General features: G+C 53.4%; 28 protein-coding genes and 1 pseudogene. 14 read left to right on the top strand and 15 right to left on the bottom strand.

Annotation, left to right across the window (positions count from 1 at the left end; all coding sequences use genetic code 11):
• Nucleotide 1: 1 nt before the first annotated feature.
• From ACJHXB_RS20000 to ACJHXB_RS19975, 6 genes are read left to right on the top strand one after another with little or no spacing between them, the layout of a single operon-like run.
• Entirely contained in the window at nucleotides 2-568 is a 567-nt protein-coding gene (locus tag ACJHXB_RS20000; protein ID WP_072056551.1) for a phage baseplate assembly protein V, read from the top strand.
• Nucleotides 565-915, top strand: coding sequence for a GPW/gp25 family protein (locus tag ACJHXB_RS19995; RefSeq protein ID WP_000213447.1), 351 nt, complete (start codon nucleotides 565-567; stop codon nucleotides 913-915). The genes ACJHXB_RS20000 and ACJHXB_RS19995 overlap by 4 nt, the downstream gene beginning before the upstream one ends.
• A 3-nt stretch (nucleotides 916-918) precedes the next feature.
• Nucleotides 919-1815, top strand: a complete 897-nt coding sequence (locus tag ACJHXB_RS19990; RefSeq protein WP_001111925.1) for a baseplate J/gp47 family protein — start codon at nucleotides 919-921, stop codon at nucleotides 1813-1815.
• On the top strand, nucleotides 1808-2338 hold the full coding sequence (locus ACJHXB_RS19985; RefSeq protein ID WP_000071739.1) for a phage tail protein I: 531 nt from the start codon (nucleotides 1808-1810) through the stop codon (nucleotides 2336-2338). Before ACJHXB_RS19990 ends, ACJHXB_RS19985 begins: the two co-directional genes overlap by 8 nt.
• A 2-nt stretch (nucleotides 2339-2340) precedes the next feature.
• On the top strand, nucleotides 2341-4668 hold the full coding sequence (locus tag ACJHXB_RS19980; protein WP_410233532.1) for a tail fiber protein: 2328 nt from the start codon (nucleotides 2341-2343) through the stop codon (nucleotides 4666-4668).
• A 2-nt stretch (nucleotides 4669-4670) separates the two neighbouring features.
• Nucleotides 4671-5204 carry a tail fiber assembly protein gene (locus tag ACJHXB_RS19975; RefSeq protein WP_000972118.1) on the top strand — a complete coding sequence of 178 codons (534 nt, stop codon included), beginning with the start codon at nucleotides 4671-4673 and terminating at the stop codon, nucleotides 5202-5204.
• A gap of 68 nt (nucleotides 5205-5272) precedes the next feature.
• Here ACJHXB_RS19975 and ACJHXB_RS19970 read toward each other — a convergent pair whose 3' ends face one another.
• The 7 genes and pseudogenes from ACJHXB_RS19970 to ACJHXB_RS19940 all read right to left on the bottom strand — a co-directional run.
• On the bottom strand, nucleotides 5273-5761 hold the full coding sequence (locus tag ACJHXB_RS19970) for a phage tail protein (RefSeq protein WP_001504481.1): 489 nt from the start codon (nucleotides 5759-5761) through the stop codon (nucleotides 5273-5275).
• Nucleotides 5762-5773: 12 nt separating this feature from the next.
• On the bottom strand, nucleotides 5774-8581 hold the full coding sequence (locus ACJHXB_RS19965; protein WP_247849867.1) for a phage tail tape measure protein: 2808 nt from the start codon (nucleotides 8579-8581) through the stop codon (nucleotides 5774-5776).
• Complete coding sequence (locus tag ACJHXB_RS19960; RefSeq protein WP_000333498.1) at nucleotides 8568-8723, bottom strand: GpE family phage tail protein; 156 nt, start codon at nucleotides 8721-8723, stop codon at nucleotides 8568-8570. The genes ACJHXB_RS19965 and ACJHXB_RS19960 overlap by 14 nt, the downstream gene beginning before the upstream one ends.
• Before the next feature lie 8 nt (nucleotides 8724-8731).
• On the bottom strand, nucleotides 8732-9097 hold the full coding sequence (locus tag ACJHXB_RS19955; RefSeq protein ID WP_001504483.1) for a phage tail protein E: 366 nt from the start codon (nucleotides 9095-9097) through the stop codon (nucleotides 8732-8734).
• A 54-nt stretch (nucleotides 9098-9151) separates the two neighbouring features.
• Nucleotides 9152-9664 carry a phage major tail tube protein gene (locus ACJHXB_RS19950; protein ID WP_000290450.1) on the bottom strand — a complete coding sequence of 171 codons (513 nt, stop codon included), beginning with the start codon at nucleotides 9662-9664 and terminating at the stop codon, nucleotides 9152-9154.
• Nucleotides 9664-10848, bottom strand: a complete 1185-nt coding sequence (locus ACJHXB_RS19945) for a phage tail sheath family protein (protein WP_000005413.1) — start codon at nucleotides 10846-10848, stop codon at nucleotides 9664-9666. The genes ACJHXB_RS19950 and ACJHXB_RS19945 overlap by 1 nt, the downstream gene beginning before the upstream one ends.
• 413 nt (nucleotides 10849-11261) lie before the next feature.
• Nucleotides 11262-11354: pseudogene (locus tag ACJHXB_RS19940) on the bottom strand (hypothetical protein); the annotation flags it as partial.
• Between ACJHXB_RS19940 and ACJHXB_RS19935 the strand changes: the two are divergent.
• The 6 genes from ACJHXB_RS19935 (at nucleotide 11315) to flk (ending at nucleotide 15158) form a co-directional block, all read left to right on the top strand.
• Complete coding sequence (locus tag ACJHXB_RS19935) at nucleotides 11315-12115, top strand: contractile injection system protein, VgrG/Pvc8 family (protein WP_244448995.1); 801 nt, start codon at nucleotides 11315-11317, stop codon at nucleotides 12113-12115. The pseudogene ACJHXB_RS19940 and the gene ACJHXB_RS19935 overlap by 40 nt on opposite strands.
• Nucleotides 12116-12157: 42 nt before the next feature.
• Nucleotides 12158-12418, top strand: a complete 261-nt coding sequence (locus ACJHXB_RS19930; protein WP_000488108.1) for an ogr/Delta-like zinc finger family protein — start codon at nucleotides 12158-12160, stop codon at nucleotides 12416-12418.
• Nucleotides 12419-12608: 190 nt separating this feature from the next.
• Nucleotides 12609-12749 carry a Hok/Gef family protein gene (locus ACJHXB_RS19925; RefSeq protein ID WP_000078916.1) on the top strand — a complete coding sequence of 47 codons (141 nt, stop codon included), beginning with the start codon at nucleotides 12609-12611 and terminating at the stop codon, nucleotides 12747-12749.
• A gap of 250 nt (nucleotides 12750-12999) precedes the next feature.
• Nucleotides 13000-13197: a Com family DNA-binding transcriptional regulator gene (locus ACJHXB_RS19920; RefSeq protein ID WP_001353016.1), complete on the top strand. Its 198-nt coding sequence runs from the start codon at nucleotides 13000-13002 to the stop codon at nucleotides 13195-13197.
• The gene (locus ACJHXB_RS19915; RefSeq protein ID WP_000215750.1) at nucleotides 13142-13933 is read left to right on the top strand and encodes a DNA-methyltransferase; all 792 of its coding nucleotides are present in this window, start codon (nucleotides 13142-13144) and stop codon (nucleotides 13931-13933) included. The genes ACJHXB_RS19920 and ACJHXB_RS19915 overlap by 56 nt, the downstream gene beginning before the upstream one ends.
• A 229-nt stretch (nucleotides 13934-14162) precedes the next feature.
• Nucleotides 14163-15158: a flagella biosynthesis regulator Flk gene (gene flk / locus ACJHXB_RS19910; RefSeq protein ID WP_000615813.1), complete on the top strand. Its 996-nt coding sequence runs from the start codon at nucleotides 14163-14165 to the stop codon at nucleotides 15156-15158.
• Here flk and ACJHXB_RS19905 read toward each other — a convergent pair.
• A complete protein-coding gene (locus ACJHXB_RS19905) occupies nucleotides 15155-16333 on the bottom strand; it encodes an arabinose transporter (protein ID WP_000127765.1) in 1179 nt (392 codons plus the stop codon). The genes flk and ACJHXB_RS19905 overlap by 4 nt on opposite strands.
• Nucleotides 16334-16607: 274 nt before the next feature.
• Nucleotides 16608-17828 (bottom strand): beta-ketoacyl-ACP synthase I, encoded by a 1221-nt coding sequence (fabB, locus tag ACJHXB_RS19900; protein WP_000817178.1) that lies wholly within the window; start codon nucleotides 17826-17828, stop codon nucleotides 16608-16610.
• Nucleotides 17829-17986: 158 nt separating this feature from the next.
• On the opposite strand from fabB, the gene mnmC reads away from it, so the two are divergent.
• On the top strand, nucleotides 17987-19993 hold the full coding sequence (gene mnmC / locus ACJHXB_RS19895; RefSeq protein WP_000683760.1) for a bifunctional tRNA (5-methylaminomethyl-2-thiouridine)(34)-methyltransferase MnmD/FAD-dependent 5-carboxymethylaminomethyl-2-thiouridine(34) oxidoreductase MnmC: 2007 nt from the start codon (nucleotides 17987-17989) through the stop codon (nucleotides 19991-19993).
• A gap of 55 nt (nucleotides 19994-20048) precedes the next feature.
• Here the strand turns inward: mnmC and ACJHXB_RS19890 are convergent, their stop codons facing one another.
• Genes ACJHXB_RS19890 through prmB form a run of 6 tightly spaced genes read right to left on the bottom strand, consistent with a single transcriptional unit; the run spans nucleotide 20049 to nucleotide 24598 of the window.
• Nucleotides 20049-20327, bottom strand: coding sequence for a YfcL family protein (locus ACJHXB_RS19890; RefSeq protein ID WP_000559764.1), 279 nt, complete (start codon nucleotides 20325-20327; stop codon nucleotides 20049-20051).
• Nucleotides 20328-20360: 33 nt separating this feature from the next.
• Entirely contained in the window at nucleotides 20361-20909 is a 549-nt protein-coding gene (gene epmC / locus ACJHXB_RS19885) for an elongation factor P hydroxylase (protein ID WP_001089232.1), read from the bottom strand.
• Entirely contained in the window at nucleotides 20909-21718 is an 810-nt protein-coding gene (locus ACJHXB_RS19880; protein ID WP_000447361.1) for a sulfite exporter TauE/SafE family protein, read from the bottom strand. Before ACJHXB_RS19880 ends, epmC begins: the two co-directional genes overlap by 1 nt.
• Nucleotides 21718-22542: a penicillin-insensitive murein endopeptidase gene (gene mepA / locus ACJHXB_RS19875; RefSeq protein ID WP_001043808.1), complete on the bottom strand. Its 825-nt coding sequence runs from the start codon at nucleotides 22540-22542 to the stop codon at nucleotides 21718-21720. The genes ACJHXB_RS19880 and mepA overlap by 1 nt, the downstream gene beginning before the upstream one ends.
• Nucleotides 22543-22545: 3 nt before the next feature.
• Nucleotides 22546-23631 (bottom strand): chorismate synthase, encoded by a 1086-nt coding sequence (gene aroC, locus ACJHXB_RS19870; RefSeq protein WP_001297933.1) that lies wholly within the window; start codon nucleotides 23629-23631, stop codon nucleotides 22546-22548.
• 34 nt (nucleotides 23632-23665) lie between these two features.
• On the bottom strand, nucleotides 23666-24598 hold the full coding sequence (gene prmB / locus ACJHXB_RS19865; protein ID WP_001306448.1) for a 50S ribosomal protein L3 N(5)-glutamine methyltransferase: 933 nt from the start codon (nucleotides 24596-24598) through the stop codon (nucleotides 23666-23668).
• Between the two features lie 165 nt (nucleotides 24599-24763).
• On the opposite strand from prmB, the gene smrB reads away from it, so the two are divergent.
• Nucleotides 24764-25315, top strand: a complete 552-nt coding sequence (gene smrB / locus ACJHXB_RS19860) for an endonuclease SmrB (protein WP_000730820.1) — start codon at nucleotides 24764-24766, stop codon at nucleotides 25313-25315.
• The last annotated feature ends 193 nt before the right edge of the window (nucleotides 25316-25508 follow it).

Raw genomic sequence — 25508 nt, 5'->3', positions numbered from 1 at the left:
CATGCGACTGCTGAGCAATATCATCCGCACCGGGATCATCTCTGAAGTTGATGAGAAGTCCTGGCGCGTGCGCGTTCGCAGCGGCGAACTGGAGACAGGCTGGTTGCGCTGGAACACCACGCGCGCGGGAGCCTTCAATGTGTGGCTGCCGCCATCACCCGGCGAACAGGTGGTAATTGCCTGCATTGGCGGCAACCCGGAAACCGCCATGATAATTGGCAGCCTGTGGAGTGATGCCAGTCCGGCCCCCGGCAAAAGCCTGAAAGAAATCGTGATCAGCGCGCCGGACGGCGCGGTGTTCCGCTACGACGCGGACGCAGGCGCACTGAGCGCCAGCGGCATGAAAACGGCCACTTTACAGGCATCCGTCAGCGTGACACTGGACACGCCCGTCGTGGAATGCACAAACCTTCTGAGAACGGCGACGCTTGACGTCACAAAAGGGGGAAAGATGAGCGGCAATATCACGCACAGCGGCGGCGATTTCACCTCAAACGGCATTACCGTGCATACGCATAAACACGGTGGCGTGAAAGGTGGCAGCGATTCGACAGGAGGCCCGCAGTGACAACCCGCTACACAGGAATGAACCCGGACGGAACGGGAAACCTGAACGATATGGAGCACCTGAAACAGTCAGTCAGGGACATCCTGACCACCCCACTGGCAAGCCGGGTTATGCGACGGGAATATGGCAGCCTTGTGCCTGATTTGATTGACGAACCCATGAATAACACCACGCGTCTGCAATGCATGAGTGCTGCCGTGATTGCGCTGACACGATGGGAACCCCGCATTGCCCTGGATGCCATCGACGTTGTCTGGAAAGCGGGAGGCCGCGCCGGGGTGACGCTGTCGGGCACTGTCATGCAGACCATGCAGAATGTTGAATTAACCATCACGCTGAGGGAGTAAATCATGCCCGCCGTTGACCTTTCACAGTTACCGGACCCCGCCATCATCGCGGAGCCTGACTTTGAGGCAATTCTGGCTGACACAAAGGCCATGATGATTGCGGCTTATCCCGCCGAACAGCGTGAAGCCGTTTCCGCCGCGCTGGAGCTGGAATCGGAACCCCTTAACGTTATCGCTCAAACCATGTCGTTTCGTGAAATGCTGTTACGCCAGCGGGTTAACGAGGGGGCACGCGCCTGCATGTTAAGCCACAGCGCCGGGACAGACCTGGACAACCTCGCGGGCAATATGAACACAAAACGCCTGGTTATCACTCCGGCAACGGATACCACCGACGCGGTGATGGAGAGCGACACCTCGCTGAGACTGCGGGCGCAGCGGGCGTACGACGGCCTGAGTGTTGCTGGCCCGTCAGGTGCATACGAGTATTTTGCACGCAGCGCCAGCGGTCTGGTGCGTGATGCGCGGGCTATCAGTCCGTCTCCGGCAAATGTGACGGTTTCCATTCTGTCCACTGAAGGCGACGGCACAGCAACGGAGGCGTTGCTTAATACCGTTCGCGCCGTTCTGAATGCAGAGGACACCCGCCCGGTGGCCGACCGCCTGACCGTACAGAGCGCCAGAATCGTGACATGGCGGCTGAATGCAAAACTGTACTTTTACCCCGGCCCGGAATCCGAACCTATTCTGGCTGCGGCGGAATCGTCGTTCAGGAAGTGGCTGGCTGAGCAGGGGCTTATCGGTCAGGACGTGGCGTTGTCCGCCATTGCTGCCGCACTGCATGTGCACGGTGTGCAACGCGTGGAGATAATCGAACCCACACAGAATATGGCCATCAGCGACATACAGGCGGCGCGCTGTGAGTCGTTCACCATCAGCGAAGGTGGGCGCAATGAGTAATTCACTGTTACCACCATCAGCCAGCAGTTTCATGCGTTGTGCCGAAGCTGTCGGAACGCGCATTACAGACATCCCGGTAGACCTCAACACGCTGTGGTCGCCGGATACCTGCCCGGTGCATCTGCTGCCTTATCTCGCCTGGGCGTTTTCCGTTGACCGCTGGGATCGCAACTGGCCGGAAGAGACAAAACGACAGGTGATTCGTGATGCATGGCTGATACACCGACACAAAGGGACCATCAGCGCACTGCGCAGGGCCATTGAGCCGCTGGGATACCTCATTCGCGTGTCTGAGTGGTGGGAGTTCGGCGGAGAACCGGGAACATTTACCGTTGAAGTCGGCACACTGGACAGTGGCGTGACGGAGGAAATGTATCTGGAAATGGAGCGGTTGATTGCTGATGCCCGTCCGGTCAGCCGCCACATGACAGGGCTGAATATCATTCAGGAAATTCCGGGGGATATTTTCGCAGCGGCGGCAACTTATGACGGTGAAGTTATTACCATTTATCCGGACGATTAAGCATGAGTACCACAACACGAAAATTTAAAACCGTTATCACCGATACAGGTGCCAAAAAATTAGCTCAGGCAGCCGCGCCAGATGGTAAGCCTGTTCGCCTGACTCATATGGCCGTGGGCGACGGTGGCGGCACGTTGCCCACACCAGACAGTAAGCAGACCCGTCTGGTGCATGAGGTGTGGCGACATACTGTTAATCGCGTCATCCTGGACGCAACACATCAGAACCGCATTATTGCGGAGCTGCTTATTCCTCCTGAAACGGGCGGATTCTGGATCCGGGAAATTGGTGTGTTTGATGAGAACGGCGATTTGATCGCGGTGGGCAATACTGCCGAAAGTTACAAGCCAATCGTTGCCGAAGGGTCCGGACGCGCACAAACATTTCGCACCATTCTGACCGTATCCAGCACAGCCACCGTGGCGCTTACCGTGGATAACACCATGGTGATGGCCACAGTGGATTACGTGGATGACAAACTGAAAGAGCATGAACAGTCACGACGTCACCCGGACGCCTCGCTGACCGCAAAAGGTTTTACTCAGCTAAGCAGCGCGACCAACAGCACGTCTGAAACACTGGCCGCAACGCCGAAAGCGGTAAAGGCAGCATATGACCTTGCTAACGGGAAATATACTGCGCAGGATGCCACCACGGCGCGAAAAGGCCTTGTTCAGCTCAGTAGTGCCACCAACAGCACGTCTGAAACGCTCGCCGCAACGCCGAAAGCGGTAAAGGCAGCATATGACCTTGCTAACGGGAAATACACTGCACAGGACGCCACCACAGCGCGAAAAGGTCTTGTCCAGCTCAGTAGCGCCACCAACAGCACGTCTGAAGCATTGGCCGCAACACCGAAAGCGGTAAAGGCCGCGTATGACCTTGCTAACGGGAAATACACTGCGCAGGATGCCACCACAGCGCGAAAAGGCCTTGTCCAGCTCAGTAGCGCCACCAACAGCGATTCTGAAACGCTGGCCGCAACACCAAAAGCGGTGAAGTCTGCCTATGACAATGCTGAAAAACGTCTTCAGAAAGATCAGAACGGTGCGGATATTCCGGGAAAGGATACCTTCACGAAAAATATCGGTGCCTGTCGTGCTTATAGCGGCGCTTTGAGCACTGAAGCCGGAAACTGGACAACCGCTCAGTTTATTGAATGGCTGGATTCCCGTGGTGCATTTAATCATCCGTACTGGATGTGCAAAGGCTCCTGGTCATATGCAAATAACAAAATCATTACGGATACCGGATGTGGTGATATCCACCTGGCTGGTTGTGTCGTCGAGGTCATGGGAACTAAATCTGCAATCACTATCCGAGTGACCACGCCGACAACATCAAGTGGTGGCGGTACAACCAGCGCGCAATTCACTTACATTAATCATGGGGACGTCTACTCCCCCGGCTGGCGTCGTGACTGGAATCGTCAGGGCGACTCAATGACCGGAACGATTAATCAGGATGGCGGAAGCCAGAATGCCTATATGTCTACGGCCTTATGTTCAGGCACCAGAGGCGGCAAAAAATATCTCAGAAAGTTTCGTGGTGGAGAAGGGGACACTATCTGGCATGAAACAGTACAGGGCGGGGTAATTCGCTGGGCGACAGGAAACTATGACGCTCAGGAAGAATTATCACTCAGCTCCGCTTATGGTCTCCGTTCAAGAGGTGAGATTACATCACTCAGTGCTAATGGTCTGCGCATTGCTTATGGCAATTATGGATTCTTTATCAGGAATGATGGCGGCAGCACATATTTAATGCTGACGGCCTCTGGCGATAAATTTGGGACATGGAACGGCTTAAGACCGCTGACTATCAATAACGCCAATGGCGGAGTGTCAATGGGGCATGGCCTGAGTGTTACAGGTGATATTGTCTCAAGTACCAAAGTACGTGCCGGTAGCGGGAAAAAGTTCACGGTCAGCAGCAGCAATACATCCACGAAGGAAGCCGCATTCAATTTGTGGGGAAACGCAAGTCGTCCGGTGGTGGCTGAATTAGGTGATGATGCAGGCTGGCATTTTTACAGTCAGAGAAATACAGATAACAGCATCACTTTTGCTGTTAACGGGCAGGTATCACCATCTAACTATGGCAACTTTGATTCACGCTATGTTCGGGATATTAGACTTGGTGGTGCGTCATCCTATAAACCAGCAAATAACGGTACAACATGGACGCATCAGGCTCCATCTGGTTGCGCATATACCGGGATTATCGTTCAGGATACAGGCTCAAACTCTGCCGATAATATTGGTGGTGTTTATTACAGACCAATTCAAAAAAATATTAATGGTACATGGTATAACGTATCGAGTGTTTGATTATGATGCATTTAAAAAATATAAAACCGGGCAATCCAAAAACAAAAGAACAGTACCTGTTAACTAAAAACTCCGGCGTTGTCTGGTTATTCGCTGAAGATGGTAAAAACTGGTATGAGGAACAAAAGAACTTTCAGCCAGACACCATAAAGATTGCATATGATGAAAATAATGTCATATGCGACGTGCAAACGGATGTAACTGCAATTTGCCCGGAAGGAAAAAGTGTTGTCGAGTTGCCTAATATTACAGCAAACCGACGCGCTGATATTTCAGGTAACTGGATGTTTAAAGATGGCTCAGTCATTAAACGTGTGTATACCGAAGAAGAGCAACGCTTGCAGGCTGAAAACCAGAAACAAAGGTTATTACAGCAGGCCAGAGAAAAAACGCAGTTCTGGCAGACCCAGCTTGCATTAGGGATTATCAGTGATTCAGATAAGCAACAACTGATGCGCTGGATGCGGTACGTGCAACAAGTTGAGACCACTGATACCACTGAATTACCCGTTACGTTCCCTGATCAACCAGAATAAACGAAAGGCCCGAATATCGGGCCTTATCGTTATTTCTGTTTATCTAACTATTTGTGATTTGCGTTAAATCAGAACAGTCCCTTAACAGAACTGACCGCACTGTTAAGGGATGACGCCACCTTATCTTTGAAGCCGGACAGCATATCGCTGAACGATGAGGATTGCAGGCGCTCCCGCAAATCCTCATCACAGCGTTCAAGGGTCAGTGAAAATTCTATCTTTTTCGCCTTACCGTAGCGATCAAACTCGGAACGGGTCGTATTCGTTCCGGTCAGGACATACATGCCGTAAATCTGCCCGACGCCATCAATCAGAGGCCAGGGGCGTCCTGTATACGCCTGCGTGGTCAGCAGCGACAGCGACACTTCGCCACCTGTAATTTCAGGATAAAGCACACCAGAAAGAACGATGCGATCATCACCTGCACCGATATACTGCCAGCTTGCTGAACGGTTAACGCGTTCATTTTTTACATGCCGCCAGCTTTTGTTTTGCTGTAACTGCTGATGCGGCAATGTGCGCAGCTCAAAAACAAACATGCCGTAGATCATCATCATGGCCATGACTCCTCAATCTTTATCGTAAAAACTGCCACGCCCGGCACGGGTACGCCGATCCAGTTCTGCCCTGACCATTTCACCGACCAGTTTCGCCAGTTCGCGGGGATTCTGCGTAACAACGTTATGCAGATGAACATGAATTTCACCGCAAAATCCGGAGACAGCAGGCTCCCGGTTACGGGAAGTTGCAGGAACTGATGCCACTGGCGATCGTATGGCCTCCGCCACCGGGCGGGAGCTGGCCGCAACAACAGGGACCAGCGCCGGAGGCAGCGGAGCCGGGACCACAGGTGTGATGTTGATTGCGGAAGCAGGCTTACTGACCTGCGCAATCTTCCGCTCCTGCCACTCCCCACGAACAGCAAGTGCGCGGGGCAGGTTCTTAAAGACAATATCGCCAGGGCCAATGCGTTTTTTCGTCTCATCAACCAGCTTACCTGTGTTATCAGCAATTTTGCTGAGTCTGCGTAGCGTCCCGGTATTGCTGTCTGTGAGCGGTTTGTTGTCTTTGGGTTTATCACCTCCGGTGCCATTGCCATTTTCCACAGGCTTCGGCGGATTGATTTTCGCAAGGTCCCCCTGAAGCAAGGCAACCTTGTCCTGAAGAATGGCCGCACGCTGTGCGTCTTCGATTTTCTTGCGCGCCTTTTCCGCTTCATCCGGAAGGACGCCAAGTTTTTCAAGTATCCACGCCAGCGTATCCAGTAGCATTTTTGCAGGTGTCAGAACAAGCTGTAGCGCACCGCCAAGAACGTTACCGAATATCTCGCCAGCACTGGTACATTTATCCAGCGTTTCCTTGCTGGACTCCATCGGTGACAGCAGCGATTTAAACCAGTTAAACACCTGGCTGATCCCGCTTCCGATTGCGTCAAAAACAGGACCAAACCGTTCAAAGGTTTCGCGCAACGGGGTCAGCCTTTCCATAATCCCGCTGAACACCCCGGCAAAAAATGCCCTGATGGGATCCCAGTATTTCCAGATAAGAACGGCAGCTCCGGCAAGCGCAGCCACGATAAGACCAACCGGACTGAATAGCGCCCCGATAGCGCCTCCCAGTAAAGAAACGGAACCCGTCACCATTCCCCATAGTGCTGGCAGGACCCTGACAGCATTCATTGATCCGGTCAGGAGAGAAAAACCAAGACGCAGTTTTGCCAGCGGACCAGCAAGCACACCAATAGCCAGCGACAACGAACCAACCGTTGCAGTCATTGCCAGCAACGCACCGCCTGCTATCAGTAGCTGGCGCGTCAGTGCCGGATGGGCCTGCGCCAGCGCCGTCACCCTTGATACCACCCGCGCGAGCCACTGCGTGACAGAACGCAGCGGACCGTCAATCAGATCTGCAATGCGGATGCGCAACCCTTCCCATGCACTGCCGAGTGATTTCAGATCGCCGTCAAGGTTGTTGGCCATAACCTTTGCTGTGCGTTCAGCCTCACCGCGCGCGCCTTCAAGTTCTTTTCTCAGTTTGGGTAAGGAACCGTCACCCGCTGCATCAACGAGCGCCATAAACGATGTGAAAGCCTCTTCTCCGGCAATGTCCTTAAAGAACGATACCCGGTCAACTTCCCCGTATTTGCGGGTGGCTTTATAAAGGTCGGCCAGCACATCCTCCATCGGGCGCATTTTGCCCCCGGCATCCGAGACGGACACGCCCAGCTCTTTCAGAGCTTCTGCCGCCGCCTTTGGCGGTGATGCCAGACGAGCCAGGCTGGCACGCATTGCCGTCCCGGCATCACTCCCTCTGATGCCCATATTCGCCAGCACGCCAGCCATCGCTGCGGCCTGCTCCAGCGATATTCCCAGCTTACCCGCCACCGGACCTGCATATTTCATGGTTTCGCCCAGTGCGCGAAGGTCAGTGTTGGTACGGGTAAACGCTGCGGTGAGTGTGTCACCAACCCGGTCCATCTGGTCAGCAGAAAGGCCGAACTGCGTCAGGATATTTGAGCCAATATCTGCCGTCTCGCCGAGATCCATACCGCCAGCCGTTGCCATGCTCAGCACGCCGGGAAGCGCAGCCTGAATGGCCTGCGGAGTGAAGCCAGCCATTGCAAGAAATGCCTGTCCACTGGCGGCATCGCCTGCGGTGAACTGCGTTTCAGAGCCAAGTTTTAACGCCTGCTCACGCAGCGCCTTAAACTGCGGGCTGTTCTGGTCGATTCGCGTCAGTGCCTGAACGCGGGACATCTCTTTGCCGAACCCGATCGCAGGCTGCAAAAAACGCCCGGCAGCATAGCCGCCCGCCGCTGCCGCACCAATTGCCAGCGCACCACCTGTTTTCAGTTTTCCCGCTGTTTCCTGCGCGCGCGAATACCGCTCACGCGCCCGCGTTACACGCGCAAGCGCCTGCCGTTCGCGTTCAAGCTGGTTGTTGTACTGTTCGGTGCGTCTGATGGCCTGCTGGATGGTGTTATCGCTGCCTGTCAGGGAAATGCCGTGGCGTTTCAGCTCTCCGCCAAGTTCCCGCATTTTCTGAATTTCCCGTGTGCGCGATTCATTCAGGCGTTCAAGCCGGGTGCTTAACTGCTGCATCAGCTTTTGTTGTTTTTCGCTGAGCACTGTACCCGTGCGTTGTAACTGATTAAGGGCGTTAAGCTGGCGTCGTGCTTTCACGATACCCGCATCCGCTTTACTGACAGCGTCGCGGGCGCGCTCAAATGAACGCGCCTGACGCTCGAGATTTTTGATCGCCCCCTGCGTTCGCTGGATGGAGTCACCAAACTGCCCCATCAGGCGGCGGGCGTTTTCGGCAGGCCGGGTCAGCCTGTCAACGGCGCTGAAAGCGACCCGGATATCAAGAGTCTTCATTGTCTGCACTCCCGCTGCGAAGTGCCGCCCGCTCACGCCAGCTAACCACTTCGCCGGGCGTCATCATGAAGATTTCGGCGGGCGACCAGTTAAAAATAACGGCAATATCTGCCACAAAGTCTTCTATGTGCTCAAAGCACACAACCGTGATCAGGCTTCCGTCGCCTGTTCGTTCTTCCCGCCAGAGTCCGCACCGCTCAAAAAATTTATGGCAACCACACATAACTGAATAAAGTCACGGGATGCCATTTTTTTGATCGTCACTTCATCCAGTCGCGGTGAAGTCACGCGTGACAGCAGCGTAAACATGGATTCCGCTTTCAGATTCAGCACATCAGACAGCGACAAATCTCGCAGAGATCCAGCCTGCTCAATAGCTCCGGTAATCTCCACATACGTGATTTTTTCGCCGCCTCGCTCAATTGGTTGGGTAAGTTTTACGCCACGCTCACTGGTTTCTTTCACAGTGTCAGCAACGACCGTGTTTTCGTTATCGATGTTTTTCGTCTCTTTCATCAGGAAACTCCTTTCAGTCAGAGGCGACGCACTGCGCCGCCTGCATATTACTTATCAGCCAAGCCCAAGCGCGGAACGGATGCGATCGGGCACAATGTCCTTGCCGTCCTTCCGGTAAATGAAGTTCAGCAGGTCAATCTCCCACAACGGGCGATCGTTAACACTCAGCTTGTAGTAGGTGTTTTTAATGGCGTAAGTGTGTGATGTGGCTTCGCCCTGTTTGGCTTCCCCCATATCAATTTCCGTCACACGTCCGCGCATTTCGACTTCATACAGGTCGCTTTCTGCATCGGTGTAGTATTCACCCGCAAAACGCAGCAGCGTGCCGTCAATCGTGCCGCCATACTTAAGGAACAGCTCACGAACTGCGCCCCCCATGACAAAGCTCGCATCAAGCGCGGAGTCGTCCAGACCGAGATCAATACTTACCGCACCCATCATGCCGCCCCCCCGGTAGCTGTCGGTTTTGCGCGTCAGTTTGGGCAGAGTGACGGACGTCACCTTACCCACTTCGTTTTCACCATCCACAAACAGCGTAAAAAAGCGAAGATGTTTTGGCACAGCCATCAGGCACCTCCCAGCACCGCAAATGCGGGTTCAAAGTATTCATCAGTAAACGTCTGGTAAAGCTCCATGTCTTCCAGTGGCGGAACGGGCGTATATTTGTAGCGAATACGCACACGTCCCTGACGTAAATCCGTGGTGCTGTTATCCACCACGTCATACCAGCACTCCGCGCCAATCAGTTTCCCGGCAGTAACCAGTGAATCCAGTTTTGCCCTGATGGCACTGATAACATCCTTCACGTTCGCAGGCGTCAGTGGACTGTCGATGGTTTCAAACTGCGCTTCTGCAATTGAATCAGCCAGCACCTGTGCGGTTCGGGTATACACCTCAAAGATGTAGGCGTTCGTTTCCGGTGTGCGGTTGCCCCAGAAGCGGAACCCGTTGCGACGAATAATGGTCGTGATTTCTTTGTTGTTGAGGCTGTTGGCATCGCTGTCTTCGGCCTGCAACGACCAGAACACATGCCTCGACATCCCCAGCACATTTTTAACCGGAACGTTGGACAGTGATTTGTGCCATCCCTGCTCATGGTCAATGTACGCACGAAGGCCGCACGCATAGGCAGGCGCGGGGAACGTTTCGTTTTTGCCACTTTTCGGGTTGTAGGCGATGAAGTCCGGCCATAAGAGCATCACCTCACGTTCGTTGAATTTCTGGCGGTAGGTAATCGCCTCAGCCATCGTGTTACAGCCGTGACATGAGGCATACACAAACGCGCGCAGTTTACCCGCAATCACGCACAGGGATTTTGTTACCGCCTCCGTGTCCAGCTCCGGCGCGGCCAGAATACGCGGACGGTATCCGATGCTTTCATCCTGCTCTGCAACAAGCAGCGCATACATCCCCGTATAGCTGCCGTCAGATTCAGAACCACCGATAACCAGTTGATCCTGCGTCTTTCCGTCTTCTTCTTTGTGTTCAGCCACGCGAACGACGATCACCTTTGTGCTCACCTGGTCTGCAATGGCCTTAAGCGCACGATAAAGCGTCCCCGTTGTCCCGCATTTTCCCAGCACGTCATTGACGCGGGTCAGCAGTGTGGGCTTGTTCAGCGGGAACAGCTTCGCGTCCGCATCATCCGCCGTTGCCACGATACCGATAACGCTGGAATCAACATCGTTAATCGCTGTTACCAGGTCGGTATTTTCCGTAACACGGGCACCATGAAAACGAGTTTCACTCATAGCTTCAGCCCCTTGTATCCGTTAAATGATTCGGCAACAATCATCACCCACCACGCGCGTAATCTCACCCCTGCGCCGTTCTCCCGACCCGGCGACAACAAAAAGCAGTAACCCCCTCCGCACGCACATGCGACCATGCCGCACAGGGAGGGAACAGATGACCGATACCACCATGCAATTGCTCAGTCAGGGCACAGACCCCGTGAAAATGCCGGATTTTGATATTCTCGCGGAGGGTAAAACGCTGTCAGGCGTGGCAGAGCGCCTGATGAGTCTGTCACTGACCGACAACCGGGGATTTGAAGCGGACCAGCTCACCATCACGCTGGATGATGCGGATGGTCAGTTGCAGCTACCGCCACGGGGCGCGCGCCTGACGGTTCTCATTGGCTGGAAAGGAGAACCGCTGACAGAAAAAGGCACTTACATTGTTGATGAAATCGCTCACGAAGGACCGCCGGACAGGCTGACTGTTTCAGCCAGAAGCGCAGATTTTCGGGATGAATTTAACGTTAAACGTGAGGTGTCCTGGCATGATGTGACCGTTGAGCGTGTGGTATCCGCCATCGCTCATCGGTACGGTCTGAAACCGCAAATCAGCGAAATGCTGATGGATATCGAAATCGACCACGCCGACCAGACCGAAGAAAGCGACATGTCCTTTCTTACGCGCATGGCGGAAATGCTGGGCGCAATCACCACGGTAAAAAGCGGTAATCTGTTATTCATCATGCCCGGCGGTGGCGTGAACGCACAGGGCCAGCCGTTGCCATCGTTCGCCATCACACGCAGCAGCGGCGATCGCCATCAGTTCCGCATTGCGGACCGCGAAGCGTATACGGGGGTACGCGCCTACTGGCTTGATCTTAATTACGGGAAAAAGAAAAAAGTCAGCGTGAAACGCCGCAAACCGCCAAAACCCAAAAAGGAGAAAAGCAGCAGCCGTGAAGGTGATTATATGGAAGGCGCGGAAGGCAATGTGTTTGTGTTACGCAAGACCTATCAGAACGAACAGGCAGCAAGACGCGCAGCGGCGGCAAAGTGGCAGCAACTACAACGCGGAGCCGCATCATTCTCCATCACGCTGGCGCGTGGACGTGCAGAACTCTACCCCGAAATGCATGGTACGGTAACAGGATTTAAAAGCGAGATTGATAATCAGGACTGGATCATTGCAAAAGCCGAGCACACCATTGATAACAGTGGCTTTACCACGCAGCTTGAGCTTGAGGCAAAAATCCCGGAATGGATAGCGGAAACAGAGTGAGGAACTTAGAATAGCGACAGCACCACGTTAAGGGAGGTCGCTATGTTCCGTTGTCCGCTTTGTGGCGCATCTGCCCGTATCCGCACCAGTCGTCCGGAAAATGATTCAAACACCGTGCGGCAAAAGTATTACCAGTGTAACAACCTGGAATGCGGCGTATGCTTCTCAACACTGGAAGCTTTCCATAAATTCACATCGAAACACGCCTCCGGCGTTCACTCATCAGAAGGTATCCCGTGGCATGAGCTGCCAGCTTCACACAGGGGAAACAATCAGATGAGTTTGCCTTTATCTCAGAATTAACAGGCAGAATTGCCGGAGTAACAAAAAAGCGATAGATTACGCGCGGGTGCCTTTCGGCTGATGGTCGGAGGGAATACCCGAAGGCCAGATGTGGAAAGGCCCCGGAAAACATCTCTGTTTAACCGAGGCCCTAACCGCATTACCTTAGCAAGTGATAGGTTAGCGCCTCCCTGAAAAAGGAGCAAGCGCTATGTCGCAAAAATCGCTTACGGCCATCACGTTCTGCGTGACGGCAATCCTCATCATCTGGATGCTGCACGGTTCGCTGTGCGAAATACGGATGAGCTTCTGGGGAGCGGAGTTTGCGGCGTTCTTACAGTGTAAGCAGTAAGGAAACCGCGACGGGGGAGCAATCCCCCGTCAATCGGTTGCCAGGGTAAGGTCGATAAGGCACCCTATCTCACAGACATGAACAACAAACCCGCAGCGTAAAAACTGCGGGTTTTCTTTTTGGTGCCCTCACAAATGAGGGCACCATACATAAGCAATAGGCATAACAGATCGATGCAATAAATCCGATCGATAAAAACGATCGATTTGTTATCATATCGGCAGCAGTAACCACACAAGAGGTGCCGCAAATGACGCAAAATGTACGATGCAAAAATTGCAACAAACTACTTGCCCGCGCCTCATTTCACTACATTGAAATAAAATGTCCGCGCTGCAAAACACTTAACCAGATAACGAGAGCCATCGAGCACCCCACACACATGAGGAGTTATGACCGTGGGGATCGCAATCCAGCACCAACCAGCACATACACCGGAACACACTAAGGTTTATCAGACTGACAATGCCACGCTCTGTCGTGGGAATGCGCTGGAAATATTGCCGCTGATTGAGCCAGAAAGCATTGATGCCTTAATCACTGACCCACCTTACAGTTCGGGTGCGACACACAAGGCCGGACGCACCAACCAGGGCAGCCATGCAAAATATCTGAACGGCGAGAACCTTCACCGCTTTGATGGGTTCGCGGGTGAAAACATGGACGCCCGTTCGTGGGCTTACTGGACACAATTATGGATGGCACAGGCACACCGCGCAGTCAGGCCGGGCGGTTATGCCCTGGTATTTACTGACTGGCGACAACTACCAGCTTTAACCGATGCGTTTCAGGCCAGTGGCTTTACATGGCGCGGCATCATTGCGTGGAACAAAGGGAGGGGGTCACGAACACCACATACCGGGTATTTCCGGCATCAGTGCGAATACATCGTCTGGGGCAGCAAAGGCCATTTAGATAAATCGCCTTCGGGACCGTTCGACGGCTGCATGACGTTCCCGGTTATCCCGTCAAAGAAAATGCACCCAACCGGAAAACCAGAAGAACTAATGGCGGAACTGGTCAGGACTGTGAATAGTGGCGGAACAGTCCTTGATCCTTTTATGGGGTCAGGGACAACGGGTGTGGCTGCACTGAAAGCAGGACGCAAATTTATTGGTATAGAAACCAGTGATCATTATTTTGATGTAGCAACACAACGGCTCAAAACGGCGATCGAACCATAAGACAAAGCCCGCAATGTTGCGGGCTTACTCTACCTCTCGAAAATGTGGTCACTGCGTGGACATACGCTGATACAAATCCTTTTATATCAATAAATTAAATCTTTGTTTTTTTCATCAACAAGGATTTTCACGTTTGTGTTACCTGTATGAGACGAGAGTTAACCGGACAAGTGTGCCATAATCTCGCGGCCAGGCATACTTGCGAAGATTTCAGGTATAAGGATACGTAATGATACAACCTATTTCCGGCCCTCCTCCTGGGCAACCACCAGGTCAGGGAGATAACCTGCCGTCTGGCGCGGGCAATCAGCCTTTATCCAGTCAGCAACGTACTTCGCTGGAAAGCTTAATGACGAAAGTGACCTCACTGACGCAACAGCAAAGAGCAGAACTGTGGGCGGGTATCAGGCACGATATTGGTCTGTCGGGAGATTCACCGCTGCTTTCGCGTCACTTCCCTGCCGCTGAGCACAATCTGGCGCAACGTCTGCTGGCCGCGCAAAAAAGCCATTCTGCCCGCCAGCTTTTAGCGCAATTAGGGGAGTATTTACGTCTGGGGAATAATCGTCAGGCGGTCACGGATTATATCCGTCATAACTTTGGCCAGACGCCGCTGAATCAGCTCTCACCGGAGCAATTAAAAACAATTCTCACCCTGTTGCAGGAAGGGAAGATGGTTATTCCGCAACCGCAGCAGCGCGAGGCGACCGACCGTCCTTTATTACCGGCGGAGCACAATGCGCTTAAACAGCTGGTGACCAAACTTGCGGCGGCAACGGGGGAACCCAGCAAGCAGATCTGGCAATCGATGCTGGAACTTTCCGGGGTGAAAGATGGCGAGTTAATTCCAGCGAAACTGTTTAACCATCTGGTGACCTGGCTACAGGCGCGTCAGACGCTAAGCCAGCAAAATACGCCGACACTGGAATCACTACAGATGGCGCTAAAACAACCTTTAGATGCCAGTGAACTGGCGGCGTTATCGGCATATATCCAGCAAAAATATGGCCTTTCTGCGCAATCATCGCTTTCTTCTGCCCAGGCCGAGGATATTCTTAATCAGCTTTATCAACGGCGGGTTAAAGGGATTGATCCGCGTGATATGCAACCGCTGCTTAATCCTTTTCCACCGATGATGGACACGTTGCAAAATATGGCAACGCGTCCCGCACTGTGGATACTGTTAGTCGCGATTATCCTGATGCTGGTCTGGCTGGTTCGTTAACCCCGACGAAACGACAGTATCGTGACAATAATTCCCAGCACCGCAGAGATCGCCCCGGCAAGAAATACCGAAGAGTAACCAAACGTGGTCGCCAGCATTCCCGCCAGCGGCCCGGAGACGCCGAGGGCGATATCCTGAAACGCGGCGTAACCGCCCAGTGCGGTGCCGCGAACTTGTGAGGGGACGCGTTTAACCACCTCCACGCCCAGCGCAGGAAAGATAAGCGAACATCCGGCTCCGGTTAACGCCGCGCCCGCTAATGCGACCCACGCACCTGGGGCTTGCCAGAGCAGCAACAAGCCCACCGTTTCTACAAGCAGAGAGACAATCGCCACTTTCACACCGCCAAAACGGTCCGGCATCCAGCCAAACATGACGCGCATCACGACAAATGCGCCGCCAAACGCGGTAAGAGTAAAGCCCGCCATCGCCCATCCTTTGCTGGCAAAGTAGAGCGAAACGAAAGTCCCGATAACCGCAAAACCAACGCCTTGTAGTGCCAGACCTAACCCTGGTTTCCAGATAAGCCCGACAACGCTCCATAGCGATGGACGTTCTCCCGCCAGGGCCGGTACTTTGCGCACTGTGCCGTTACAGGCCCACGCCAGTAAGGGTAATGCCATTGTGGTGAGCGCCAGTGCGGCAAAACCGTAATGGCTATGAATCAACAGGCCAAGCGGCGCACCAACAGCGAGGGCACCGTAAATCGCCATTCCGTTCCATGACATCACTTTGCCGGAATGTTTTGGCCCAACGATGCCTAATCCCCAGGTCAGAGCGCCCGTCAGTAACTGGCTTTCACCAAAGCCAAGAATCAAACGCCCGACGACCAACAGGGCAAATTTGAACGGTGCAGCGACGGGCAAAATCGCCGCCAGCAGCAACGCGCCCCCCGCCAGACCGCAAGCTAACATCCCCTGAAGCGCCGAACGTTTTGCGCCATATTGATCGGCCAGTCGCCCGGCGTAACCACGCGTCAGCACCGTAGCCAGAAACTGAATGCCGACGGCAATACCGACCATGGTGTTGCCATAGCCCAGTTCATGATGAACAAACAGCGGGATAACCGGCAACGGCAGCCCTACGGTCATGTAGGTGAGAAAAACCGCAAAAGCGATGCGGAAGAGCGAAAAATTGGCAGAAGATCGTGTTTCGGTTTGGCTTACAGCAGTCATGCATTACTCCAGAATGCAGCGCAAGGCGAGGAATTTCCCCGTCTCATCTCTCTGGTTTCAGAGTTACGGTGCGTTGGTAGGATTTAACGCGTACGTCTTTTCAGAAGGAAATCGACAAAGCGGGAAGTTTGCCTGGAACAGGCGGCGATTGTCAATAATGTGAAAAAGGGAACCATCAGGTTCCCTTTTGCGTTAGTGTCGGATGCCGCATTGGCGCGTAATGTTGGATGCGACGCTGGCGCGTCTTATCCGACCTACTCCGGCCTACTGCGAATTAATCTTTCAGCTTGCGCATTACCAGCGTGGCGTTGGTGCCGCCGAAGCCGAAGCTGTTAGACATAACGGTGGTCAGTTCGCGATCGGTCGTTTCGGTCACGATGTTCAGACCCGCAGCCTGCTCGTCCAGCTCTTCAATGTTGATGCTCGGGGCGATAAAGCCGTGTTCCAGCATCAGCAGAGAGTAGATAGCTTCCTGTACGCCAGCAGCGCCCAGAGAGTGACCGGTCATTGCTTTGGTTGCAGAAATCGCCGGGCTCTTATCGCCGAACACTTCACGGATAGCCGCCAGCTCTTTCACGTCGCCAACCGGAGTCGAAGTACCGTGGGAGTTCAGGTAGTCGATTGGGGTATCAACACCGTGCATCGCCATCTTCATGCAACGCACTGCGCCTTCGCCAGACGGAGCAACCATGTCTGCGCCATCAGACGTTGCGCCGTAGCCAACGATTTCAGCGTAGATATGAGCACCACGTGCCAACGCGTGTTCCAGTTCTTCGACCACCACCATACCGCCGCCGCCAGCGATAACGAAACCGTCACGGTGAGCGTCATAAGTACGGGAGGCTTTTTCCGGGGTGTCGTTGTATTTGGTAGACAGCGCACCCATCGCGTCGAATTCACAAGCCATTTCCCAGCACAGCTCTTCGCCGCCACCAGCAAACACGATGTCCTGTTTGCCCAGTTGGATCTGCTCTACTGCGTTACCGATACAGTGCGCGGAAGTCGCACATGCGGAGCTGATGGAGTAGTTAACGCCGTGAATTTTAAACGGCGTGGCGAGGCAGGCAGAAACGCCGGATGCCATCGCTTTGGTGACCACATACGGGCCAACCGCTTTCAGGCCGCGCGGGCCGCGCATTGCGTCAGCGCCGAAAACCTGGAAACGCGGGGAACCGCCGCCGGAACCTGCAATCAGGCCAACGCGCGGGTTATTCTGGTAAGCTTCCGGGGAGAGGCCAGCATCTGCAATTGCCTGCTCCATAGAAAGGAATGCATAAATGGATGCGTCGCTCATAAAGCGCACAACTTTGCGGTCAATGAGGCCAGTGGTATCCAGTTTTACGTTGCCCCAGACGTGGCTACGCATGCCGGAATCCTTCAGCTCCTGAGAGAAAGTGATCCCTGAACGTCCTTCACGCAGAGATGCCAGGACTTCCTGCTGGTTATTACCGATGCTGGAAACAATGCCCAGGCCAGTAATCACTGCACGTTTCATTCAATACCTCTGTAAGTCGCACATAGAGTAAGTTTCGAATGCACAATAGCGTACACTTGTACGCCGAACAAGTCCGATCAGCCAATTAATAGAGAAATTTGCGCAGCCTGACACACATCGCTAAGATCGAGCCACCGCCTGTAAGACGAGTAACTTACGTGAAACACTACTCCATACAACCTGCCAACCTCGAATTTAATGCTGAGGGTACACCTGTTTCCCGAGATTTTGACGATGTCTATTTTTCCAACGATAACGGACTTGAAGAGACGCGTTATGTTTTTCTCGGGGGTAACCATTTAGAGGCACGTTTTCCTGAACATCCACATCCTCTGTTTGTGGTAGCAGAGAGCGGCTTCGGCACCGGATTAAACTTCCTGACGCTATGGCAGGCATTTGATCAGTTTCGCGAAGCACATCCGCAAGCGCAATTACAACGCTTACATTTCATTAGTTTTGAGAAATTTCCCCTCACCCGTGCGGATTTAGCCTTAGCGCATCAACACTGGCCGGAACTGGCTCCGTGGGCAGAACAACTTCAGGCGCAGTGGCCAATGCCCTTGCCCGGTTGCCATCGTTTATTACTCGATGAAGGCCGCGTGACGCTGGATTTATGGTTTGGCGATATTAATGAACTGACCAGCAAACTGGACGATTCGCTAAATCAAAAAGTAGATGCCTGGTTTCTGGACGGCTTTGCGCCAGCGAAAAACCCGGATATGTGGACGCAAAATCTGTTTAACGCCATGGCCCGGCTGGCGCGTCCGGGCGGCACGCTGGCGACATTTACGTCTGCCGGTTTTGTCCGCCGTGGTTTACAGGAAGCCGGATTCACGATGCAAAAACGTAAGGGCTTTGGGCGCAAACGGGAAATGCTTTGTGGGGTGATGGAGCAAGCATTACCCCTCCCCTGCTCCACGCCGTGGTTTAACCGCACGGGCAGCAGCAAACGGGAAGTGGCGATTATCGGCGGCGGTATTGCCAGCGCGTTGTTGTCGCTGGCGTTATTACGGCGCGGCTGGCAGGTAGCGCTTTATTGCGCGGATGAAGCCCCCGCGCTGGGTGCTTCCGGCAATCGCCAGGGGGCGCTGTATCCGCTCTTAAGTAAACACGATGAGGCGTTGAACCGCTTTTTCTCTAATGCGTTTACTTTTGCTTGTCGGTTTTACGACCAATTACCCGTTAAATTTGATCATGACTGGTGCGGCGTCACGCAGTTAGGCTGGGATGAAAAAAGCCAGCATAAAATCGCACAGATGTTGTCAATGGATTTACCCGAAGAACTGGCTGTAGCCGTTGAGGCAAATGCGGTTGAACAAATTACGGGCGTTGCGACAAATTGCAGCGGCATTACTTATCCGCAAGGTGGTTGGCTGTGCCCAGCAGAACTGACCCGTAATGTGCTGAAACTGGCGCAACAGCAGGGTTTGCAGATTTATTATCAATATCAGTTACAGGATTTATCCCGTAAGGATGACTGTTGGTTGTTGAATTTTGCAGGAGATCAGCAAGCAACACACAGCGTAGTGGTACTGGCGAACGGGCATCAAATCAGCCATTTCAGCCAAACATCATCTCTGCCAGTATATTCGGTTGCCGGTCAGGTCAGCCATATTCCGACGACACCGGAACTGGCAAAACTGAAGCAGGTGCTGTGCTATGACGGTTATCTCACGCCACAAAATCCGGCGAATCAGCATCATTGTATTGGTGCCAGTTATCATCGCGGCAGCGAAGATACGGCGTACAGTGATGAAGATCAGCAGCAGAATCGCCAGCGGTTGATTGATTGTTTCCCGCAGGCACAGTGGGCAAAAGAGGTTGATATCAGTGAGAAAGAGGCGCGCTGCGGTGTGCGTTGTGCCACCCGCGATCATCTGCCAATGGTAGGTAATGTTCCCGATTATGAGGCAACACTCGTGGAATATGCGTCGCTGGCGGGGCAGAAAGATAAGGCGGTAAGCGCGCCGGTTTATGACGATCTCTTTATGCTTGCTGCTTTAGGTTCGCGTGGTTTGTGTTCTGCCCCACTGTGCGCCGAGATTCTGGCGGCACAGATGAGTGAAGAACCGATTCCGATGGATGCCAGTACGCTGGCGGCGTTAAATCCGAATCGGTTATGGGTGCGGAAATTGTTGAAAGGGAAAGCGGTTAAGGCGGGGTAATCTGCTCTGGCATTGCTTGCCGGATATGGCGTGAACGCCTTATCCGGCACATTACTTACTGCTGTGACGCCTGCTGAAACAGGTTTTCCCACATATCGGTCACCAGCGCCTGGTCACGCGGCGACAACTCACCGGCACCAATCGCTTTTTCCAGACTCTGGCTAACGGTTGTATGTACCGCCTGGGCGGAGTGGTCATCACCACTTTCCAGTTCTGCGATGGCTAATGTCAGGTGGCCACGCAAATACCCACTGGCAAACAACTCATCATCACTGGCATGGTCAACCATACCGTCGATTAATGCCAGAATGCGTGATTCAAACTCCGCGATCATCTTCTTTCCTCATTGTAAAACGTGGCGCTGGCTTTAGTTGAGCGCTTCCGGCCACGGGAACTGTTCCGCCGTAAGTTCCGGCGTGTGATAATAATTTTGTAATGCTTTAATAAAGCGTGCCGGGCGTTCCGGAATGCCGTTTGCCAGGTAATCCATCACCTGTGCATGTACCCGCCGTTGAAACACCACGCGATCCGGTTCGAAATCCCCTTCCAGATTGTCGCAACTGACATTAAACGGATATCCCGCCGCCACGCAGAACAACCAGTCGAACGCCTGTGGCTTCACTTCAACATCTTCAAACTGGCTTTGCGTTTGGGCATCGCGTCCGTCCGGGCAATACCAGTAGCCGAAATCAACCAGCTCACGGCGCGCTTTCCCGGCAATACACCAGTGCGAAATCTCATGAATTGCGCTGGCATAAAAGCCATGAGCAAAGACGATTCGGTTATACGGTACTTCCGCATCAGCAGGAAGATAGATCGGTTCGTCGTCGCCTTTAATCAGACGGGTATTAAATTCATCGGCAAAGCAGCTATTAAAAATCTCAATCAACTGCTCATAGTGGTGTGTACTGTTCATTAGTTCATCCCCAACCAGTGGAGGATCTCCTGTCCGTGGCTATCATAAAGTAATTTGGCACTCATCACCGCCGAGACGATAACAATCATCGGGCGGATCAGCTTTTGTCCTTTGCTCAACACCAGTCGTGAACCCATGCGCGCGCCGAGGAACTGCCCCACCAGCATGACAAAGCCCGTCGCCCAAATCACTTTGCCGCCGAGAATAAACAGCAGCAGACCGCCAATGTTTGACGTTGCGTTGAGTAATTTGGCGTGAGCCGTGGCTTTGGCGAGGTTGAATCCGCACAGCGTAACAAAGGCCAGCGCGTAAAACGATCCCGCTGCCGGACCAAAGAAGCCGTCATAAAAACCGACGCAGCCACCGGCAATTAACGCGAAGGGTAAACCGTACATCCGGCGCTGGCGATCTTCTTCACCCAGCTTTGGCATCAGCAAGAAATAGAGGCCGATACAAATCACCAGAATGGGCAAAATCTGCCGTAAGACATCAGCCTGAACATACTGCACCAGCAATGCGCCGCTCATTGAGCCGACAAAGGTCATGGCGATATTGAGTTTCTGATCGCTTAAACTAACCACTTTGCGGCGAATAAAGTAGATAGTGGCGGAAATAGAACCACCGCAGGCTTGCAGTTTATTGGTTGCCAGCGCGTTAGCGGGAGACATCCCCGCTGCCATCAATGCCGGAATAGTGAGTAACCCACCGCCACCGGCAATCGAGTCGATAAATCCCGCCAGCATGGCGACAAAAAAGAGAACTCCCAGCAACAGCGGGGAAACCATAAACAGGCTATTAAACGTTTCCATTAGATCACGTGCTCATCCAGTAGCGCCTGGCAGGAAGGCGGCAACGGAGGCGGTGTCTTCTTCTCAGGCTTTGTTGTTCCCGGTTTTGGAGGTTCAAACCAGCTTTGCAGTTCTGCCCCGCAACCATCGCCCGGTGGCGGTAAAGGTTGATCTTCACACTCCAGACTATCGGCAGGACAACGTAATCGTACATGCATATGTGCGCGATGCTGGAACCAGGGTCGCACTTTGCGCAACCAGTCGCGATCGGTGCCCGCATCAAGGCAAAGTTGTTGTTTAATCGCCGGATTAACAAAAATGCGCGTGACGTCTTTGTCCTGGGCGGCGAGTTTGATCAAGCTGAAAATTTCTGGCTTCCACAGCGTCGGAACAACGTGTTTACCGTCGCGGGAAACTAAATCTAACGCTTGTGGGCGCAAGAGCTGCGCGGAGGTCCAGCGTGTTTTTGGCAGTTGCAGGAAGATGTCCACATCCAGTCCGGTCTGGTGGCTGGCGTGACCGCCGTTGAAACGACCACCAGCAGGCATCCCCATATCGCCAATCAGCACCGTGCCCAAGCCCAGATTGCTCACCTGGCTACTCAGACGCTGGATAAACATCACCAGATCCGGATGTCCGAAATAGCGACGCTGATCGGTACGCATGACCTGATAATGTTCGGACTGTATCGGCAGCGTGTCAGCGCCGACGATACAACCATTAGAAAAACTGCCTATCGATTGTGCGCTACCTGGCACAGGTTGGGTTATTTTTTGCCACGGCGTCGCTGCCAGGCTGGCGCTACTGGCAAGCAGGGCCAGCAGCGCAATCGCGGTTTTGTTCATTTTTTACCAGCGTGGAATATCAGTCTTCACATCGGCATTTTGCGCCCGTTGCCGTAACAGGTGATCCATCAAAACGATCGCCAGCATCGCTTCTGCGATCGGCACCGCACGGATCCCGACACAAGGATCGTGACGGCCTTTGGTGATCATCTCAACTTCTTCGCCAAAGCGGTTGATTGTGCGCCCTGGCACGGTAATGCTTGAGGTCGGTTTCAGCGCCATATGGGCAATGATTTGCTGCCCGCTGCTGATGCCGCCAAGAATGCCGCCCGCATGGTTGCTCTGGAAACCGTCTTTGGTGATTTCGTCGCGGTTCTGGCTGCCACGCAGCGCCACCACATCAAAACCGTCGCCAATTTCCACGCCTTTCACCGCGTTGATGCTCATCAGCGCATGGGCGATGTCGGCATCCAGGCGGTCAAAGACCGGCTCGCCAAGTCCGGCGGGTACGCCACTGGCAACGACGGTGACTTTCGCGCCAATAGAGTCACCCTCTTTTTTCAGCGCGCGCATCAGTTCATCTAACGCGTCGATTTTGTCCGGGTCCGGGCAGAAGAATGGATTTTGCTCGACCTGCGACCAGTCTTTGATTTCCAGCGGAATGTCGCCCATCTGGGTCAGGCAGCCGCGAATCTCAATGCCAAATTTCTCGGCGAGATATTTTTTGGCAATCGCCCCCGCCGCCACGCGCATGGCGGTTTCGCGGGCGGAAGAACGTCCACCGCCGCGATAATCGCGCAGGCCGTATTTTTGTTCGTAGGTGTAATCGGCATGGCCTGGACGGAAAACGTCTTTAATGGCGCTGTAATCCTGAGAACGCTGGTCGGTATTTTCGATCAACAAGCCAATGCTGGTGCCGGTAGTAACACCTTCAAAAACACCGGAGAGTATTTTGACCTGATCCGGCTCGCGGCGCTGGGTGGTATAGCGCGATGTCCCAGGGCGACGACGGTCGAGGTCATGTTGCAGGTCCGCTTCCGTCAGCGGAATGCCTGGCGGAACACCATCGACGATGCAGCCGAGCGCCAGCCCGTGCGATTCGCCGAAGGTGGTTACGCGAAAGAGTTGTCCAATTGTGTTTCCAGCCATCACGGCTCCGTTATTGTTGTGTTTGCGTGTTTACTTAATCTTTATAAATCGCGAAATGTTCACGGGCCGCCAGCAGCTGCTCTTTGGTGAGCATAAACACACCATCGCCGCCGTTATCAAACTCCAGCCAGGTGAACGGAACATCCGGATATTGTTCCATAAGATGTACCATGCTGTTGCCGACTTCACAAATCAGCACGCCATCATCAGCAAGATAATCTGCCGCGTTACCGAGAATGCGACGCGTCAGTTTCAGGCCGTCGGTGCCAGATGCCAGGCCCAGTTCCGGCTCGTGACGGTACTCATTTGGCAGGTCGGACATATCTTCCGCATCGACATACGGCGGGTTAGTGACAATCAGGTCGTACTGTACTTTCGGCAAATCACGGAACAGATCGGAGCGAATCGGGATGACGTTGTGGATCAGACCGTGTTCTTCGATGTTCTGTTCAGCAACCGCCAGCGCGTCGGGAGAGATATCTACCGCATCGACTTCCGCTTCCGGGAAAGCATAAGCACAGGCAATCGCAATGCAGCCGCTACCGGTACACATATCCAGAATGTGCTGCGGTTGCTTGCTGATAAGTCCGGCAAATTTATTGTTGATCAGTTCACCAATCGGCGAGCGCGGCACCAGCACGCGTTCATCGACGTAAAATTCATGACCGCAGAACCACGCTTTGTTAGTCAGGTAAGCCACCGGAATGCGTTCATTGACGCGGCGGATCACGCGTTCAACAATACGGTGTTTTTCGCTGGAGGTCAGACGCGCGGTGCGCATATCTTCCGGGATATCCAGCGGCAGGTAGAGCGAAGGCAACACCAGCTGTACGGCTTCATCCCACGGGTTATCGGTGCCGTGACCGTACCAGATATTTGCCGCGCTGAAGCGGCTCACCGACCAGCGCAACATGTCCTGAATGGTTTGCAGCTCATTTACTGCTTCATCAACGAAAATTTTATCCACGTATTCCTCCAGGGCATGATCGCAATAATTTCGGCGGCTAGTTTGCCATGAAGATGACGATAAATCAGCATTCACGCGCGGTGAGTGAGGAAAAATACGTTTAAAACGATCGATTGCGCTACGAGTCGGGTAAACTGTAGGAAAATTAGAAATAGAGACAGATAAATGAAAAAGAAAACAACACTTAGCGAGGAGGACCAGGCGCTGTTTCGCCAGTTGATGGCGGGGACTCGCAAGCTTAAGCAGGACACGATTGTCCACCGACCGCAGCGTAAGAAAATCAGCGAAGTGCCAGTAAAGCGGTTGATTCAGGAGCAGGCCGATGCCAGCCATTATTTTTCCGATGAGTTTCAGCCGTTGTTGAATACCGAAGGTCCGGTGAAATATGTTCGCCCGGATGTAAGCCATTTTGAGGCGAAGAAGTTACGCCGTGGCGATTATTCACCGGAGCTGTTTTTGGATTTGCACGGTTTGACGCAGCTGCAAGCCAAGCAGGAATTAGGCGCATTGATTGCTGCCTGCCGCCGCGAACATGTGTTTTGTGCCTGCGTGATGCATGGTCATGGGAAGCATATTTTGAAGCAGCAAACGCCGCTGTGGCTGGCGCAACATCCGCATGTGATGGCATTTCACCAGGCACCAAAAGAGTACGGTGGTGATGCGGCATTGCTGGTGTTGATTGAAGTGGATGAGTGGTTGCCGCCGGAATTACCGTGAATGCTGGCATCGAATGCCGGATGCGGCGTCGCCTTATCCGGCCGATAAAATGTGATAATTCAATAAATTGTGATTCATTTCTTAGGCCTGATAAGACGCGTCATGAACTGCACCCCAAATGTTGGACATAATCTGACATCTGAAGGTGCAGTTTATGAAACATTCATTTGAAGTAAAACTTGCCGCTGTAAAT

This window comes from Escherichia sp. WS3227_2, from assembly GCF_046486495.1.
GTDB lineage: Bacteria > Pseudomonadota > Gammaproteobacteria > Enterobacterales > Enterobacteriaceae > Escherichia > Escherichia coli.
This window is presented reverse-complemented; position numbering and strand designations above follow the sequence as displayed.

Coding starts and splice junctions, on each gene's coding strand:
- ACJHXB_RS19930 (WP_000488108.1), top strand. CDS start 12,158: ATGTTCCGTTGTCCGCTTTGTGGCGCATCTGCCCGTATCCGCACCAGT.
- ACJHXB_RS19880 (WP_000447361.1), bottom strand. CDS start 21,718: ATGGAAACGTTTAATAGCCTGTTTATGGTTTCCCCGCTGTTGCTGGGA.
- flk (WP_000615813.1), top strand. CDS start 14,163: ATGATACAACCTATTTCCGGCCCTCCTCCTGGGCAACCACCAGGTCAG.
- ACJHXB_RS20000 (WP_072056551.1), top strand. CDS start 2: ATGCGACTGCTGAGCAATATCATCCGCACCGGGATCATCTCTGAAGTT.
- ACJHXB_RS19945 (WP_000005413.1), bottom strand. CDS start 10,848: ATGAGTGAAACTCGTTTTCATGGTGCCCGTGTTACGGAAAATACCGAC.
- ACJHXB_RS19965 (WP_247849867.1), bottom strand. CDS start 8,581: ATGAAGACTCTTGATATCCGGGTCGCTTTCAGCGCCGTTGACAGGCTG.
- ACJHXB_RS19950 (WP_000290450.1), bottom strand. CDS start 9,664: ATGGCTGTGCCAAAACATCTTCGCTTTTTTACGCTGTTTGTGGATGGT.
- ACJHXB_RS19915 (WP_000215750.1), top strand. CDS start 13,142: ATGACCGTGGGGATCGCAATCCAGCACCAACCAGCACATACACCGGAA.
- ACJHXB_RS19980 (WP_410233532.1), top strand. CDS start 2,341: ATGAGTACCACAACACGAAAATTTAAAACCGTTATCACCGATACAGGT.
- ACJHXB_RS19920 (WP_001353016.1), top strand. CDS start 13,000: ATGACGCAAAATGTACGATGCAAAAATTGCAACAAACTACTTGCCCGC.
- ACJHXB_RS19925 (WP_000078916.1), top strand. CDS start 12,609: ATGTCGCAAAAATCGCTTACGGCCATCACGTTCTGCGTGACGGCAATC.
- ACJHXB_RS19985 (WP_000071739.1), top strand. CDS start 1,808: ATGAGTAATTCACTGTTACCACCATCAGCCAGCAGTTTCATGCGTTGT.
- ACJHXB_RS19890 (WP_000559764.1), bottom strand. CDS start 20,327: ATGATCGCGGAGTTTGAATCACGCATTCTGGCATTAATCGACGGTATG.
- mepA (WP_001043808.1), bottom strand. CDS start 22,542: ATGAACAAAACCGCGATTGCGCTGCTGGCCCTGCTTGCCAGTAGCGCC.
- ACJHXB_RS19975 (WP_000972118.1), top strand. CDS start 4,671: ATGATGCATTTAAAAAATATAAAACCGGGCAATCCAAAAACAAAAGAA.
- smrB (WP_000730820.1), top strand. CDS start 24,764: ATGAAAAAGAAAACAACACTTAGCGAGGAGGACCAGGCGCTGTTTCGC.
- ACJHXB_RS19970 (WP_001504481.1), bottom strand. CDS start 5,761: ATGATGATGATCTACGGCATGTTTGTTTTTGAGCTGCGCACATTGCCG.
- ACJHXB_RS19955 (WP_001504483.1), bottom strand. CDS start 9,097: ATGAAAGAGACGAAAAACATCGATAACGAAAACACGGTCGTTGCTGAC.
- ACJHXB_RS19905 (WP_000127765.1), bottom strand. CDS start 16,333: ATGACTGCTGTAAGCCAAACCGAAACACGATCTTCTGCCAATTTTTCG.
- fabB (WP_000817178.1), bottom strand. CDS start 17,828: ATGAAACGTGCAGTGATTACTGGCCTGGGCATTGTTTCCAGCATCGGT.
- ACJHXB_RS19990 (WP_001111925.1), top strand. CDS start 919: ATGCCCGCCGTTGACCTTTCACAGTTACCGGACCCCGCCATCATCGCG.
- aroC (WP_001297933.1), bottom strand. CDS start 23,631: ATGGCTGGAAACACAATTGGACAACTCTTTCGCGTAACCACCTTCGGC.
- epmC (WP_001089232.1), bottom strand. CDS start 20,909: ATGAACAGTACACACCACTATGAGCAGTTGATTGAGATTTTTAATAGC.